Raw genomic sequence first — 16851 nt, forward strand, 5'->3', positions numbered from 1 at the left:
TACCTCCAGTTTAGTTATTCTCTTTAGAAGAATCTTCAGCAGGCTTCCCTTCATCATCTTTTGTGGCACCATTTTTTTCTATATTATTTTGTTTATCTTTCAAAACAATCTCCATCCTGCCAAATCCTCTTGTTGTCATTCCACCAATACCAAGTGTTTTATAATATTCTTTTGAATCTTTAAGTGCTTCAAGAATATCCCATTTTGAAGGTAAATTATTATCTCCCAACTTTTTTTTATCAAAAATTCTAAGATTACCATAAAAAACAGTTCCCCTTGGTATAGCTTCACCTGTAAATAAAGCTCCTTCTTTTGATGCTCCTGTTATTGGATCTATTGAAACAGAAGTTCTTACTTCAAGATTGGAATTGATGATTTGAGAAATTAGGGAATCAGGTACAATTATGATATTATTAATATCTACTTTATCTTTTATTTCTTGCGGTATTTTATTTTCATCAATAGCATAACTTCCCTCAACCTCTAAATTTAGCCATCCGAGGTTTAGTGTTTTTTCATTCCCTGCTTTAGTCTTTATTTTTTTATCAGATACAGTGACATCTATTGAAATTTTTTTCAATAATGACGGAGAACTTATCCACCTAACACCAAACCTTGTATAAACAGGAAAAAATAAGATATTTAAGTCGGAAAAAAATAACATCCCCTGCCAGGATTTATCTTTTTTAGCATATCCAAATGCTTTACAAACAATACAATGGCCACAATGGCCGGTATTACCATTTTTATCCGTAGCATCCGGAGAATCAAGTTCTCCAGTTGGTACATTGTCCTGTCCTGCACATGTAATTTTGGCAATTTTATTTCCAAAATAAGCTAACCATCCATTTAAAGAAAATCCTGTTTTCCAATTTTCGTTATTAATTTTTTCTACCAATGAGTTTTCAGTCCTATTTTTTATTTTTTCAAAATCAGGTTGATAATTCTTAATTTTACTAATCAATTCCAATGTAACATAATATCTCCATGTCCCTGCAAGAGAACTACCCGGTATTTTAGGTATTTTAGTAATCGGATCTCTTACAATAGTATTATCCACTCTTCCAATATTATATCCACCTGTACCAATATAAATTGGATCTTTTGCCATTGCAAAAATTTGTTTTTCTTCTGTAAAATTATTTTCACTCATTATTTTTCCTCCTTAAAAGTTTCAAATTTTAATGATGTGTGCCAGAAATTAAACATATCAATTAACATTATTAGTTTACTTTTAAAATTTTCATTATCCATATTTTTTAATTCTTCAAAATCATTACAACCCAGAATTTTAGCAAATTCATTCTTATTTTCATTATTTTTCAATTCAAGTACATTTACAAAAGCAGAAATCATAAATTGTTTTAATGCCTCAAGATTATAATTTCCCCAATCCTCAAGTTTAGAATAGATTAATGAGATTAATTTTTGAAGTTTTGAAGATGATTTTTTTTCTGAGAAATATTCACTAAATTTCTCGAAATATTGCCAAGTATACAAATCATAAGGTCTTTGTTGTTTTAGTTTCATCAATCTTTTACCATTTTTATAAAATATATCATTCCGCCTTGTATTTGTATCAAGGAATTCAAAATCAAAAGTGTTTGGATAGAAATAGAATTTATCTGTATCAGTTGCATTTTGAGTTGTATCAATCCAGATTTTATTTTTGTCAGGATATAAATAAAATTCATATTTTTTATTTTTATCATCCGCCCTTTCAAAAAGAGAATAAAAATTTTCACACTTATCAGTCTGTTCAGGTATTTCCTGATAATGAAAAGCTTTTTTCTGCCTTGCTTTAAAATCCTTTACCGGCAAAGTAATTCTTAAATCTTCACAATTCTGTTTATCTCGCCTTATTTTTCTTAGTGCTTTAATTCCTACATAAAGAGGCCGTTTATAGTTTTGAATAACTACGCCAATGTGTAAAGGTAATTTCCCATATACCCATTTGAAATTTTTGTAGTATTCCTCTTGAATTTTCTTGATCAAGTCTGGCACATATTCAGCAGGAATAATAAACTGCCAGCTGATAGGGGTAGGAGAAAGTATTGTAAAGTAAGGTTTATAAGATTGCTCTTTTCCATCAGCTTTTTTTAAAGAAATTTCATTTGAATTTTCATTTAAAGTTTGTTCTTCATATTTTTTTAGTTTAATTAGTTTAAAATTCTCTTTGTTTTTTATTTTCTCTATTGAAGTTATAAGATAAACTGTTTTATTCTTTGCCCAAAATAAAATATCCCCGTCTTGATATTCTCCATCTTCAATGTCCACATTATCCCATACCAATCTTTTTCGCCTTTCTTCGGGAATTTTAGCAAGATCTAAAATTCTTGATTCCATATCAACAAAAAATTCTTTTGTTGTCTCCCAAATTCTTCTCAATCTGGCAGGTGATGGATTTTTACGGATAAGGAATTGGAAAATAAGGGTAGATAGAAAGTCGATTTCATTGCCATTTAATTTACTCCACTGTATTTTTCTATTTGCAAAATCAATTGCCGAACTATCTGACAAACTATTTTTTATAAATTCTTCCCATTTTGAGCCAATTGAGCGTTCTAAAAACCATTTTTCAGCAATTTGTTGTAGTTTCAGATTAGGTATATTGGTGTGAAAATTTTTTAAACAAGTATCATTTATTTTTTTATTATTCTTTAAAGCTTCTAAAATGTTATATATTAAAACATTTATATTATAACAATCATAATTAATTGGAAAATTTATCTTTTGATTTAATAAGCTATTTACCAAATCCCCATTTATCCACTTATCCAATTCGAACTTCAAAGTAATAAGTGCAACTCTTCCGTTTTTATCCTGAAGTTCATCAAGCCAGATAGTTTCATCTGTAAAATTATTAAGCCACTCTTTTACTCTGCCTTCTGCTCTGTATGTACAAACATCACATATTAAATTGTCTTCTCCATATTTATTTGCAAGTCGCATTTTACATATCTGACATATCCCGGTAGGATTATTGTCAAACTGTGATTCTAACTTGTTTTTAAAATTTTTAGGTATTTCTACTTTTAAAAAATTCTCTTTTGCTTTTTCTATAAGATGTCCAAGATTCATTAATCCGCGGGAAGGTTCTGTTAAGAAAATTGCCGGAAAAACCTCTCTTTCAAATTCATTTGTAAAAATTTTTTGAATTTCAGATTTAATATTTGATAAGTCACTATGTAATTTATAAAAATCTATTTCCTTTTTTCCTATAATGTTTTCTGCAACAACAAAGTAGATACCTGTTTCATCTCTGTAAACTTCATTCCCAAGTGGATATTCTATTTCAATTAAATTTTTAATTACATTATCAACTTTTTTAGAAATATCCCTATACCACTGTATAGATGCTGCTTTAAGCCCTTTTTCCGCAAGGCCAAGTTTATCGTATTGGATTCCAAGAATTGACCATTTGATTTTAGAATGCTCAAAATCAGTTATATCTATAGAATCATTATTATCCACTTGTAATATAATACCACTTAGAGCAGCCTTAAATAGAGAAGTAGACATATAAGCTTGATCAAACAACGATGTATCATTAGCCGGGAAACGAGAATCCGAAGGTATATTTTTATACAATAAATAAATTAAATTATAAATTTTTCTTCTAAGAGATTCCAAAATGTCAAAGGATAGATTTTCAACAGATAAATCATTTAAAATATCAGATATGTTTTTTGACAAATCATCATCTTTTATAATATTTTTTAAATCATCATTTAATATTTCCTCTAAATTTTCTTTAAATAAAGTATTTCTTAACTTATTTAGTTCCTTATTGTCTATTACTTTATCTATTTTACCAAATGAAGTTGATAGAAATGGTTTATCACTAAATTCTGATATTTGATTATTTTCATATGGAGAACCTTTTTCCATACCTGAATTAATTCCTTCACAACATCCATATAAAACCTGTAAAAACTTATCAGGACTATTTTTTAATTTTATATTACGCCAGGATCTCCATTTGTTATTTAAAAAATTATCCCAAGCATTTAATCCATTTGTAGTGTTAGAACCATATTTAATGTTAAAATTTAATTTTATATTTTTAAAAGATGATTTTAGAATAGCAGAAACTTCATTATCAATATCAATATTTGTATAAAGATCAGAATATTCTTTAAAAAAATCTCTTTTTTTCCACCATTCGGTGAAAGTTTTTTCAAGTAATGAGAATAAACTTACTATCTCTGCTTTTAAAATATCATTTTTATACTTTATCAAATTACTTAAATTCATCATTTCCACCCCTCAGGAATGTTTACACCTTCTACATTTGTAAATACTCTTTTATCTTCTTTTTTTTCACTTCTTTTATATATCTCAAACCTTCCCCAACCTAATTTTTCTTTTGCACCTATTCCAATACTCTGTGCTTTTTCTATTGCTTGTATTAAAAACTTAATATCCTGCTCTACCTCAACCTTTAATTTATCATTGCTTTTTAATACCCCATCAAAAGGAATATAAACAATTTGCAGAATTCCTTTTGTATCTTTAGGCACAACTTCATAATGAATAGGATTTGTTCCTGCCCTTGTTTTTCTGCTGTGTGGATTAATTATTTCAAGAGAAAGTTTATCAAAATATGTAGGATAAAATATTGCTCTACCTTTGTGAGTAGTAAGGTAATGCGTTAATTCTTTATTTGAATTTTTCTCTATTTCCGACCAAAATTTTTCTTTTATAAATTCTACTCTTTTATTATCATTATTTATTTTATACATATCATCTTTTTTCAGTTTAAAACCAAGTTCAAAGAGAAGATATTTTATCAAATCATCTTTAGACAGATTTTTTCCTTTTTCCACAAATCCTTTTATGGTTTCTTCTAATTTCTTAAACTCACTTGAACCTGTACCAAAAATTCTTAAATAAGATTGAATTATTTCAGCTTTCTTATCACTTTCGTTTATTAATTCTCTAAATGCCTTTACAATTACCCCTTTCCAGCTGCTACCTCTTACCATTGGTACTTTAAAGACCTTTTCCTTTAAACACGGATTTTGAATAAGGTAGAATTCGTCATCGTCTCTCGAGAAATAGGGAGCAATCAATTCTATTTTGGCATGAAGGATAACGGAGTAAGGGATAAAGTTATTAACATAATTTTGTAAATTATCTTCCGATAATAATCCTGTTATTTTTTCTATTTCAGATTTGTCAATGGAATAAATCTTACTGTTATCTTTTATTTTATCTTTAAAATTCTTCAATTTTCTGGTATCAATATAATTCCACTTTAAAAAAGATATAAATCCATTATCAAATCCAATTCTTTCTTTTACTATTTCGTAACTCATTTTATTCCTTTTTCCTTCGTTATCATTCTTTATCTTCTTATTCTTCGAACTTTCACTTAATTCTTCCAAATTATTAATTTTTATTTCTTTTCTTTTCACAGGTGTTGTTTTTTTATTTTTAGTTTTCTTTTTTTTATGTTTTTTATTACCTTTTCCCATCGTTTTCATCCTCAAAATTAGAATAGTTATTCATTAAATTATTAAATAAATTGTCATTAATATTTTCCTCTTTAAATCCTATGATATAAACATTTTCATAATTTCCATTGTGTAATGAAAAGAAAAAATTTGAAGCTTTTGATTGTTTACCAAAATTATTTTTTCTAAACTTTTTATTTTCTTTTAATCGCTGATAATGTTTCAGATTAAAACCCAGGATAATATTATTGTCTGAAAGATTATTAATTTTAATCTTATTTACTTTAAAACATTCTTGCAATACATCTTTTAAATTAACATTTTCTAAATCTTCATCCGTGGTAAGAGTACAAAACCCAAAACCAAAAGATTTTTTACCACCAACAAGGATAATTTTATCTTCATAAAATTTTAGAAATTTTTTTATTTCATTTTCATATAATTTATCTATAATAAGATCTACCATAATATCACTAAAGACCGTTATTTGATCTTTATTATTAAATAATAATTTATTACTCCAAAAACAAGAATTTTTAGTTATTGTATTAATCTTATCATATAAATATTTAAAATTTATATCTGATTTATTTATTCTTCTTTCTGTAAAATCAATATTTTGAATTTTTATTTGACTATTCCAACCAGTACATCCGAAAATTTGTGATATTAAAGGTAGTTTGATATTCTTTAAGATATTTTTTAATGCTGTCGTGTAATCTATATTGTTATTCTCCATTTCCTGCAGCAATAGAGAGTCAAATGTTTTTTTAGATTTATTATTTTTATTATATACTTTTACATAATCATCAATACTATCAGATGGTACTCTATTATTGTTTAACTTTTCAGTTGGCATATTAAATGATTTACAATATATATAAAACCAGAATCTCAAACTTCCCATTAAACTCGAGGGCCTGATTTCTTTGTTCTCTCCCCATGCATCTCCTGTCCACAGTGGTGTAATTGTTTTTAATTTAACCTTAATTTCTTTTTTCATATTCCCCCACCAAATTAATTTAAATAAAAAGTTTTAATAAACTAATACCATATTTTCCTTTACTTTATATAAAATATAGATTATTAAATCTTAATAATTTTAAATAATTTTAAAATTAAATCAATTAAAAAATAAACAAATTTATATACATTTCTGTATTATTTAATTTCTTCAAAATTACGTTATATTTTCTTATTATGTTTTAAACTTTATAATTTAGTGACAGAATTTATCAGAAACAAAAACTTAAACTTTTTTATTTTAAAATAATTATTAAAAAACACTATCAAACTAATTAAAAAATAGATTTAAACTATTTACTATTATACATAAAAAGCAATATATGTCAAGAAAATTATTTTATTTGGAAATTATAGATTTTTGACTTTAAATATTCTGATATACAATTCAAATGGACATTTTATTTGAACAGATATTTTAATATTAAACAAATTTAATTGATTAAATTTATTCATATATAGGTGTCCACATCCCGAATCCTTGAGAATTTCTACTTCCAAGACCAGTGTCATAAGCGAAATTAATAATTTCAGGATCCCCTTCTATTTCAAAATTTCCTTTCCACCCATTAATAACAATAAAATTTCCCCCTTTTTTAAAAAAGGACACTATCTTATATTTATACTTATTTTTTTCAACATCATCCATTGTAAAAAGAGGTTTTATTGTTAAATCATATGGGCATTTATTTTTAAACATAACTTCCCACTTTTTTTTAATATTTTCATTAATTCTTTTATTAAATTCTTTTTCAAAAGGGGAAAAATAAATTGTTTTCTTCTTAATTTTTTTATTAAAATTATCTTCAGAATAATTGTATAGATCATTTTCTTTATTAACTGTAGTATGAACTTCAATAGGTGATATAGTTGTAATTTTTATTTTATCACTATTAAAATTTATCTTTTTTATAACTTCTATTGATTCAATTTTTAAAATATTTTTACCAAGAAAAACATCATTTCTAAAAATTACATTTGATATAAAATCTTCTAAAATCCATTTCACAGGAGAAGAAATTAAAAAAGAAATTCTTTCAGGAAAAATAAAAAGATTTTTATTTTTATCAAAATACCCTTTTTCTAAAATTGAAGAAAAACAAAAAAGTTTAAATCTCTGACCTTTTTCATGAATAAACCCATTATCATGTAACCATTTAGTTTTTTCTTTAATTAGATTATAAAAAATAAAACTTTGAATATAATAAATAAAACCCTTTTCTAAAATAACAGGTTTTTCTTGAAATAATGTTAATTTAATTCTCATATTTAATCCTTCATAGGAAATATTCGAAAGATTGTTTTAAATAAATATCAAATAAATCAAGATATTTTATTAACTTTATACAATTTATAAATTAAAAGTCAATTTTTTTCAAAACCAAATAAAACTTTATCCCAACTACTAAAAAAGGCCAGGGATAATCCCTGACCTATTTAATTATTAATTATTTTTAATTAAACTATAACTTATAGCAATCCATCTTTTCTCAAAAGTGCATCTGGATCTGGTTCTCTTCCTCTAAATGCAACATACAATTTCATAGGATGTTCTTTATTACCTTTTTCAAGAATATTTTTTCTAAATGAAGTTGAAACTTCTTTATTGAAAATCCCTTTTTCTTTAAAAAACTCAAATGCATCTGCTTCAAGGACTTCTGCCCACTTATATGAATAATAACCTGCAGAATATCTTGAAGCAAAAATGTGTCCAAAACTACAAGATAAATTGGTATTTTCAATTTTTGGAAATCGTCTTAGTTTTTCTGTTGCTTTTTCTTCAAATTCAAAAACATCAACATTTTCAGGAATCTCATTATCATGCCATGCCATATCAAGATAACCGAGAGTTAGCTTACTCATTGTAAAATTAGCAGCCATAAATTTTCTTATTTCTTTAATTTTTTCAATTATCTTTTCTGGTATCTTTTCCCCTGTTTCATAATGTTTAGCAAAAAGGTCTAATGATTCTTTTTCATAAAGCCAATTTTCCATGATTTTTGAAGGAAATTCAATAAAATCCCAGTAAACATTAGGACTTGCCAATGTTCTGTATTTGCAATTTGAAAGTAATACATGCAATGCATGTCCAAATTCATGAAAAATTGCTCTAACTTCACTTAAAAGTAATAGAGATGGGTTGTCTTCAGTAGAAGGTGTTAAACCAGCTAATATTGCTACATGAGGTCTTCTTATTTCACCATTATACAACCCTTGAATAAAATATGTTGTCATCCATGCACCGGGTCTTTTTGTTTCTCTTGAAAATAGATCAAGATAAAGAAGTCCAATAAAATTTTTATCTCCATCATAAACTTCAAAAACTTTAACATCTTTATGATACACAGGAAGTTCTTTATTTTCTTTGAATTCAAGATCATAGAGTTTATTTGCAACTTTAAAAATACCTTCTATCACATTTTCCATTTTAAAATATGATCTTAATTGTTCAGAATCAAAATCAAAAAGCTCTTTTTCTAATTTTTCTTCATAATAAACAAAATCCCAGAATTGAAGTTCATCTTCAAAACCATGTTTTTTTGCAAATTCTAGCAATTGCTCTTTTTCTTCTTTTGCTTTTGGCATTGCAACTTGATACAATCTTTCTAAAAAGTTCCACACTTTATCAGGGTTTTCAGCCATTCTTTCTTCCAGTACATACTCTGCATGAGTCTTATATCCAAGAAGTTTTGCTCTTTTTTGCCTTAAAGAGATAATTTTTTGAATTATTGGTTTATTATCATATTTTCCTTCAATTGCTTTTCTTGAATTGGCAATTGAAATTGTTTTTCTTAATTCTCTATCATCTGCATATCTTAAAATAGGTATCATGCTTGGATATTGAAGATTAAACATCCACCCTTCTTTTCCTTTTGATTTAGCTAAAGCTTTTGCTGCATTTTTTGCATTTTCAGGTAATCCTGATAACCTTTTTTCATCTGTAATTAAAAGTTCAAATTCATTTTGGGAATTTAAAAGGTTTTGTAAAAATTTAGGGCTTAATTTTGATAGTTCTAAATCTATTTCTCTTAATTGCTTTTTCTTTTCATCATCAAGCAATGCTCCATTTCTTACAAATCTTTTATATGTCAACTCTACAAGTCTTTTATCTTCATTATCAAGGTTAAATTTATCAATATTTTCCCAGATATATTTCACTTTTTCAAAAAGTTTTGAATCAAGTAAAATTCCATGAGAAAAAGCAGTTGCCATTGGTGAAATTTTCTGAGCTAACTCTTTAAATTTATTATCAGATTCTGCACTCATTAAATTAAAATAGATATCTGTTACCTTATCCAATAATTCTGAAGAAGTCTCTAAAGCAACTATTGTATTTTCAAAAGTAGGTTCATCTTCATTATTTTTTATTTTGTCAAGCTTTTTTTTTGCTTCTTCAATAGCATATTCAACTGCAGGTATAAAGTGTTCCATCTTTAATTCATCAAATGGAATTGCATCAAATTTGTTTTTTTTAGAAGGATTAATCAATGGATTATTTTGAATATTTTGCATAAAAACTCCTATAAATTATTTTTTTTATATTAAACTTATTATTTAATATCTATATTTTAATCTATCATATAGTATACATTTTTTTATATATTTTGTATTGTTTATTTAATATTTTAAAAAACTATTGGTTCAATTTTAAAATAAGCAGGTAAAAAAAGTTTAAAAAAATAATTTCTCTCCATACTAAAAAAAATTAGTACATAAAAAAAATGCAGTTATAAAAAATTATAACAGTTTTATTTAAAATTCAAGGATTTTTATTTGACAATATAAAATTAATTGAAAATAAAATTATTATTGAAATTAATCATAAATATAAACCGATTTTTTTTCAATTCAACATGATTTAAATCAATATTAAAATATTATTTTGATTAATTTTAAAAAAGATTTTTACTTTTATATTCAAAATCCAATTAAATTAATTAACCTTTAATAAAAAAGGCCAGGGATAATCCCTGACTTCTATAATTATCATGTATTTTAAATTTAATTTAAACTTATATCTAACAATTATAATATCTATAAATTATAATTGATTAAATATATTCAATATTTTACTCATAACATTTTACATAATACAAATATTTTTATAATAACCCATCTTTTCTCAAAAGTGCATCTGGATCTGGTTCTCTTCCTCTAAATGCAACATACAATTTCATAGGATGTTCTTTATTACCTTTTTCAAGAATATTTTTTCTAAATGAAGTTGAAACTTCTTTATTGAAAATCCCTTTTTCTTTAAAAAACTCAAAAGCATCTGCTTCAAGAACTTCTGCCCATTTATATGAATAATAACCTGCAGAATACCCTCCAGCAAAAATATGTCCAAAACTACAGGAAAAATTTGTATTTTCAATTTTTGGAAATAGTCTTAGTTTTTCTGTTGCTTTTTCTTCAAATTCAAATACATCAACATTTTCAGGAATCTCATTATCATGCCATGTCATATCAAGATAACCAAAAGTTAATTGTCTTATTGTAAAAATTGCTGCCATAAATTTTCTTATCTCTTTAATTTTTTCAATTATCTTTTCAGGTATCTTTTCTCCTGTTTCATAATGTCTGGCAAAAAGGTCTAATGCTTCTTTTTCATAAACCCAATTTTCCATGATTTGTGAAGGAAGCTCGACAAAATCCCAGTAAACATTAGGACTTGCTAATGTTCTATATTTGCAGTTTGAAAGTAATCCATGCAATGCATGTCCAAACTCATGAAAAATTGTTGTTACTTCATCTAAAAGCAATAAAGATGGTTTTTCTTCTGTAGAAGGTGTAAGATTTGCTACTATTGAAACATGAGGTCTTCTTATTTCACCATTATACAGACCTTGAGTAAAATATGTTGTCATCCATGCACCAGATCTTTTTGTTTCTCTTGGAAATAGATCAAGGTAAAAAAGCCCAATAAAATTTTTATCTCCATCATAAACTTCAAAAACTTTAACATCTTTATGATACACAGGAAGTTCATTATTTTCTTTAAATTCAAGACCATAAAGTTTGTTAGCAACTTTAAAAATACCATCAATTACATTTTCCATTTTAAAATATGGTCTTAACTGTTCAGAATCAAAATCAAAAAGCTCTTTTTTTAATTTCTCTCCATAATACCTGTAATCCCATGATTGAAGTTCATCTTCAAATCCATGTTTTTTTGCAAACTCTTGCAATTTCTCTTTTTCCTCTTTTGCTTTTGGCATTGCAACTTGATACAATCTTTCTAAAAAGTTCCATACTTTATCAGGGTTTTCAGCCATTCTTTCTTCTAATACATATTCTGCATGAGTCTTATATCCAAGCAGTTTTGCTCTTTTTTGCCTTAAAGAGATAACTTTTTGAATTATCGGTTTATTATCATATTTTCCTTCAATTGCTTTTCTTGAATTAGCAATTACAATTGTTTTTCTTAATTCTCTGTCATCTGCATACATTAAAACAGGTAACATGCTTGGATATTGAAGATTAAACATCCACCCTTCTTTTCCCTTTGATTTTGCTAAAGCTTTTGCTGCATTTTTTGCATTTTCAGGTAATCCTGATAACCTTTTTTCATCTGTAATCAAAAGTTCAAATTCATTTTGAGAATTTAAAAGATTTTGTGAAAATTTAGGGCTTAATTTTGATAGTTCTAAATCTATTTCTCTCAATTGCTTTTTCTTCTCATCATCAAGCAATGCTCCATTTCTTACAAATCTTTTATATGTTAACTCTACTAGTCTTTTATCTTCATTATCAAGATTAAATTTATCAATATTTTCCCAGATATATTTTACTTTTTCAAAAAGTTTTGAATCCAGTAAAATTCCATGAGAAAAAGCAGTTACCATTGGTGAAATTTTTTGAGCTAACTCTTTAAATTTATTATCAGATTCTGCACTCATTAAATTAAAATAGGTAGCTGTTACCTTATCCAATAAATCTGAAGAAGTCTCTAATGCAATTATTGTATTTTCAAAAGTAGGTTCATTTTCATTATTTTTTATTTTGTCAATTTTTTTCTTTGCTTCTTCAATTGCATATTCAACTGCAGGTATAAAGTGCTCCAGCTTTAATTCATCAAAAGGGATTGCATCAAATTTGTTTTTTTTAGAAGGATTAATCAATGGATTATTTTGAATATTTTCCATAAAAACTCCTATTAGTTAAGTTTACTTAACTAATTTAAACATTTTAGATAAAATGTGTCAACAATATTTTATATAATTGATTAACTTTTTTTCTTCTATTTTTAATTTTTTTAAAACCTTTTATTAAACAATACAGTAATAGTATCAGTATTCTTTAAAATCATAAACTTATTTTTTCAAAAACATTTTAATAAATTTTCTAATTTTTTATATAAAGAAAATTGACTAAAAATAATTTTTAATTAAGTTTTCCTAAACAATTAAATTTATTATATTTATTTTATTAATCTATTAAAACTAAACTAATAAAAGCTTTTAAAAGTTAATCAAAAAAATATTTATGAAAAAATATTTATGAGGATATTTATGAATATTAAAGAAGAAAAAATTAATAATAAAACTCATCCCAAACATCACCATCATGATTTAGATCTTAAATTAAGCAGTAAAGAAGAGATGGTAAAAGCTTCAAAAAAACTAAGCCTGACCTTTTTACTCAACATAATAATAACTTTATCTGAAATATTAGGTGGAATTTTTTCAGGTAGTATAGCTTTACTATCAGATGCATTTCATAATTTAAATGACGCTTTTTCACAATTAATAGCTTTAATTGCTCTAAAATTATCATTTAAGAAAAAAAATCTTAAATACACTTTTGGATATAAGAGAGCTCAAATTTTAGCAGCAATTCTTAACTCATCATTAATAATTGCAATTTCTGTTTATTTAATTTATGAAGCTATAAAAAGATTTTCCAATCCACATGAGATAAAAACTGGTATAATGCTTATAGTTGCATCAATTGGATTGGTTGCAAATCTTTTTTCAGTTCTTCTTTTAGAAAAACACACTCATAATAACATGAATATAAAAGCATCTTATCTTCATCTATTAGGGGATACTATTTCTTCTGTTGGAGTTGTTCTTGGAGGAATTTTAATAAAATTTTTTAATCTTAATTTCATTGATCCATTAATTACAATCCTGATTGCATTATATATTTTAAAAGAAGGATTTTCTATTATTAAAGAAACTACAAGAATTCTTTTGCAAGGAACACCACAAAATATTGATATTAATAATATTAAGAATGAAATAGAAAAAATTGAAAAAGTAAAAAATATTCATCATATACACATATGGAATCTTGATGAAAATACAATAATGTTTGAAGCACATATTGAAGTTGAAAATATGTTATTATGCGATACTGACCATATTTATAAAAATATTAAAGAGATTTTATCAAATAAATTTAATATTTCCCATATAACTTTACAATTTGAAACAGATAGGTGTAAAGATAAAAATCCCATTGTAAATTAAATGGATAGACTTAAATTAAAAAAAACAAAATTAAAAGTTAATAGAGCTATTACAAATATAGAAAATCAATATAGAAAATAAAAATAGAAAAAAATAAAAACATTTTTATAAGTCAAAAGGAATAAAAATGATTGGTACAATTGTTAATGCTACAACAGTTTTAATTGGTAGTTCCATAGGATTACTAATCAATAAAAGCCTACCAGAAAACTTAACAAGAATTGTTTTTCAGGGAATTGGTTTATTTACCTTATATTTAGGATTCTCTATGGCTTTAAAAGGACATAATATTTTGATAATCATTTTCAGTATAATTATTGGAGCTATAATTGGTGAACTCTTAAATATTGATAGGGGGATAAATAATTTAAGTGAAAAAATAAAAAAAGGCTTTAAATCTGAAAATGAAAAGTTTGCAGAAGGTTTAATAACTGCATTTTTATTATTTTGTATGGGATCAATGACTATATTAGGTGCTATAAATGAGGGTTTAAGAAATGATCCTTCTTTATTATTTACAAAAGCTTTAATGGATGGTTTTGCATCACTTGCTTTAGCATCTTCAATGGGTATTGGTGTATTATTTTCAGTTATCCCTTTACTAATCTACCAGGGTGGATTAACACTTTTTGCAGGGATTTTTCAAAAGCTATTTACTCCTGTAATTGTTGATGAATTAACAGCTGTTGGAGGAATATTACTAATAGGACTAGGGTTATCTATACTTGAAATAAAAAAAATAAAAATTATTAATATTATACCAGCTTTAATTATTATAGTAATTTTTGCATATTTTTTTAAATAATCTAACTAATTTTTAAGTTACTACAAAATAAATAGATAATAAAAAAAGGTAAAAATATGATAACACCAGCTTTAAAATATTTAAAAGAAAATAATGTTAAATATGAACTTTTAGAATATGAACATAAAATAAAAGGTGCAAAATTTGCTTCAGAAAGTTTAAATGTTCCTCTGGAAAAAATGATAAAAACAATTATTTTGAAAGGTTCTGATAATAACTATTATATTAGTTTAATGCCTGGTAATAAAGAAATATCATTAAAAAAAGCTGCAAAAATTTTAAATTTAAAAAATATTGAACTTGCAAATCCTGCAGAAGCACAAAGGGTAACTGGATATCAAGTAGGAGGGATATCACCTTTTGGAACCCGTAAAAAAATGAAAATTATAGCTGATACTTCCATTTTTTTTTATAGTGAAATTTATATAAATGGAGGGAAAAGAGGTTATATTATAAAAATAAAAACTACAGATTTAGAAAAATTATTAAAACCAGTAAATACTGATATATCAAAATTATAAATCTCTATATAAGATCTAAAAATATACCATAAAAACATTTTAAATAGCTTTACAAAATATAAAAATATATTTGCAAAAAATTAAATAAACCCAAATAAAACCATCAATTCAAAACTATTAAAAGAAAAAAATAAATCCTCTTTTAAAAATTTTATTATTTTTTTTATAAAAAATCTTTAATTTTTTTTTTACTGCTATATATTTAACAAAAATAGGAGAATTTTATGAAAATTCTTGTCTTAAACTGTGGTTCTTCTTCAGTCAAATATCAATTAATAGATATGGAAAAACAATTACTTTTAGCAAAGGGACTTGTTGAAAGAATAGGAAGTCCACAATCAATTTTTAATTATCAAAAGACTGGTGAAGAAAAAATTAAAACACAGGGAACTGGTGTAGACCATGCAGAAGCATTAAACATAGTGTTAAAACAATTAACAGATAAAAAAAATGGCGTTATCTCCTCTATAAAAGAAATTAATGCTGTTGGACATAGAGTTGTGCATGGTGGAGAATATTTTATTGAATCTGTTTTAATAGATGAAAATGTTATTAAAAGAGTTAAAGAATGTATTGATTTAGCTCCACTTCATAATCCTGCTAATTTAAAAGGTATTGAAGTTATGATGGATTTATTACCAGGTGTTCCTAATGTAGCTGTTTTTGATACTGCTTTTCATCAAACTATGCCTGATTATGCTTACATTTATCCTATACCATATCATTTCTACAAAGACATGAAGATTAGAAGATATGGATTCCATGGAACTTCTCATAGATATGTAACATTAAGAGCTGCAGAACTTCTTGGTAAACCAGTAGAACAATGTAATTTTATCACATGCCATCTTGGAAATGGAGCTTCTATTGCAGCAATAAAAAATGGTAAATCAGTTGATACATCAATGGGGTTTACCCCTTTAGAAGGACTTATGATGGGAACAAGAAGTGGTGATATTGACCCTGCTATCCCTTTATATATTATGGAAAGAACTAACATTGATACAAAACAAATGAACAACATATTAAATAAACAATCAGGATTACTTGGAATTTCAGGTATTTCCAATGATATGAGATTAATAATTGAGGAAAGGGATAAAGGAAATAAAATTGCAGGACTTTCACTTGAAATATACAATTATAGAGTTAGAAAATACATTGGTGCATATATGACTGCTTTAGGCAAAGTAGATGCAATAATTTTTACAGCAGGTGTTGGAGAAAATGATTCTGAAGTAAGAGAAGATATACTTGAAGGTTTGGAACAATTTGGTATTGAATTAGATTTACATAAAAATATTGAACTTAACAGAAAAGAAGGAATTATTTCCAGAGAATCTTCTAAAATAAAAATTATGATTGTTCCAACAAATGAAGAATTGATGATAGCTAAAGATACCTATGAAATAGTATCAAAAAACAACTAATAATATTTACCATAGGGACGACTTAAAATTTATAAAGTAGATTTCCTTTTTTATTAAAAGATATAACTTAGAAATATAGTAAAGAGGCTATTCTTTAGGTTTCAGGATAGCCTCTTTTTTTATAATAATATACAATTT

Annotated in this window: 11 protein-coding genes; 4 read left to right on the forward strand and 7 right to left on the reverse strand. The window is 25.5% G+C overall.

What is annotated here, in order from left to right; genetic code table 11:
• Positions 1-10: 10 nt before the first annotated feature.
• The 7 genes from ACZ5EC_RS08575 to ACZ5EC_RS08605 form a co-directional block, all read right to left on the reverse strand.
• Positions 11-1153 (reverse strand): RAMP superfamily CRISPR-associated protein, encoded by a 1143-nt coding sequence (locus ACZ5EC_RS08575; protein WP_464302064.1) that lies wholly within the window; start codon positions 1151-1153, stop codon positions 11-13.
• Positions 1153-4260, reverse strand: a complete 3108-nt coding sequence (locus ACZ5EC_RS08580) for a CRISPR-associated protein Csx11 (protein WP_464302065.1) — start codon at positions 4258-4260, stop codon at positions 1153-1155. The genes ACZ5EC_RS08575 and ACZ5EC_RS08580 overlap by 1 nt, the downstream gene beginning before the upstream one ends.
• The gene (locus tag ACZ5EC_RS08585; RefSeq protein ID WP_464302066.1) at positions 4257-5480 is read right to left on the reverse strand and encodes an RAMP superfamily CRISPR-associated protein; all 1224 of its coding nucleotides are present in this window, start codon (positions 5478-5480) and stop codon (positions 4257-4259) included. Before ACZ5EC_RS08585 ends, ACZ5EC_RS08580 begins: the two co-directional genes overlap by 4 nt.
• Positions 5467-6462 carry a type III-B CRISPR module RAMP protein Cmr1 gene (cmr1, locus tag ACZ5EC_RS08590; RefSeq protein WP_464302067.1) on the reverse strand — a complete coding sequence of 332 codons (996 nt, stop codon included), beginning with the start codon at positions 6460-6462 and terminating at the stop codon, positions 5467-5469. The genes ACZ5EC_RS08585 and cmr1 overlap by 14 nt, the downstream gene beginning before the upstream one ends.
• Positions 6463-6930: 468 nt before the next feature.
• Positions 6931-7749, reverse strand: coding sequence for a CRISPR-associated endoribonuclease Cas6 (gene cas6 / locus ACZ5EC_RS08595; RefSeq protein ID WP_464302068.1), 819 nt, complete (start codon positions 7747-7749; stop codon positions 6931-6933).
• Positions 7750-7952: 203 nt separating this feature from the next.
• Positions 7953-9995, reverse strand: a complete 2043-nt coding sequence (locus ACZ5EC_RS08600; protein ID WP_464302069.1) for a M3 family metallopeptidase — start codon at positions 9993-9995, stop codon at positions 7953-7955.
• A 590-nt stretch (positions 9996-10585) separates the two neighbouring features.
• Positions 10586-12628: a M3 family metallopeptidase gene (locus ACZ5EC_RS08605; RefSeq protein WP_464302070.1), complete on the reverse strand. Its 2043-nt coding sequence runs from the start codon at positions 12626-12628 to the stop codon at positions 10586-10588.
• Between the two features lie 366 nt (positions 12629-12994).
• Here ACZ5EC_RS08605 and ACZ5EC_RS08610 point away from each other — a divergent pair, with 366 nt between their 5' ends.
• From ACZ5EC_RS08610 to ACZ5EC_RS08625, 4 genes are all read left to right on the forward strand, one after another.
• Positions 12995-13957, forward strand: a complete 963-nt coding sequence (locus ACZ5EC_RS08610; protein ID WP_464302071.1) for a cation diffusion facilitator family transporter — start codon at positions 12995-12997, stop codon at positions 13955-13957.
• A 127-nt stretch (positions 13958-14084) separates the two neighbouring features.
• Positions 14085-14762 (forward strand): DUF554 domain-containing protein, encoded by a 678-nt coding sequence (locus ACZ5EC_RS08615; protein ID WP_464302072.1) that lies wholly within the window; start codon positions 14085-14087, stop codon positions 14760-14762.
• A 56-nt stretch (positions 14763-14818) separates the two neighbouring features.
• A complete protein-coding gene (locus tag ACZ5EC_RS08620) occupies positions 14819-15283 on the forward strand; it encodes an aminoacyl-tRNA deacylase (RefSeq protein WP_464302073.1) in 465 nt (154 codons plus the stop codon).
• A 224-nt stretch (positions 15284-15507) separates the two neighbouring features.
• Positions 15508-16713, forward strand: a complete 1206-nt coding sequence (locus ACZ5EC_RS08625) for an acetate kinase (RefSeq protein ID WP_464302074.1) — start codon at positions 15508-15510, stop codon at positions 16711-16713.
• Positions 16714-16851: the final 138 nt, after the last annotated feature.

The sequence above is a fragment of the Exilispira thermophila genome (assembly GCF_055389015.1).

Bases quoted from the DNA above. Each gene is read 5' to 3' on its own strand.
- ACZ5EC_RS08605 (WP_464302070.1), bottom strand. From the start codon at position 12,628: ATGGAAAATATTCAAAATAATCCATTGATTAATCCTTCTAAAAAAAAC.
- ACZ5EC_RS08615 (WP_464302072.1), top strand. From the start codon at position 14,085: ATGATTGGTACAATTGTTAATGCTACAACAGTTTTAATTGGTAGTTCC.
- cmr1 (WP_464302067.1), bottom strand. From the start codon at position 6,462: ATGAAAAAAGAAATTAAGGTTAAATTAAAAACAATTACACCACTGTGG.
- ACZ5EC_RS08600 (WP_464302069.1), bottom strand. From the start codon at position 9,995: ATGCAAAATATTCAAAATAATCCATTGATTAATCCTTCTAAAAAAAAC.
- ACZ5EC_RS08580 (WP_464302065.1), bottom strand. From the start codon at position 4,260: ATGATGAATTTAAGTAATTTGATAAAGTATAAAAATGATATTTTAAAA.
- ACZ5EC_RS08575 (WP_464302064.1), bottom strand. From the start codon at position 1,153: ATGAGTGAAAATAATTTTACAGAAGAAAAACAAATTTTTGCAATGGCA.
- ACZ5EC_RS08625 (WP_464302074.1), top strand. From the start codon at position 15,508: ATGAAAATTCTTGTCTTAAACTGTGGTTCTTCTTCAGTCAAATATCAA.
- ACZ5EC_RS08585 (WP_464302066.1), bottom strand. From the start codon at position 5,480: ATGGGAAAAGGTAATAAAAAACATAAAAAAAAGAAAACTAAAAATAAA.
- ACZ5EC_RS08620 (WP_464302073.1), top strand. From the start codon at position 14,819: ATGATAACACCAGCTTTAAAATATTTAAAAGAAAATAATGTTAAATAT.
- cas6 (WP_464302068.1), bottom strand. From the start codon at position 7,749: ATGAGAATTAAATTAACATTATTTCAAGAAAAACCTGTTATTTTAGAA.
- ACZ5EC_RS08610 (WP_464302071.1), top strand. From the start codon at position 12,995: ATGAATATTAAAGAAGAAAAAATTAATAATAAAACTCATCCCAAACAT.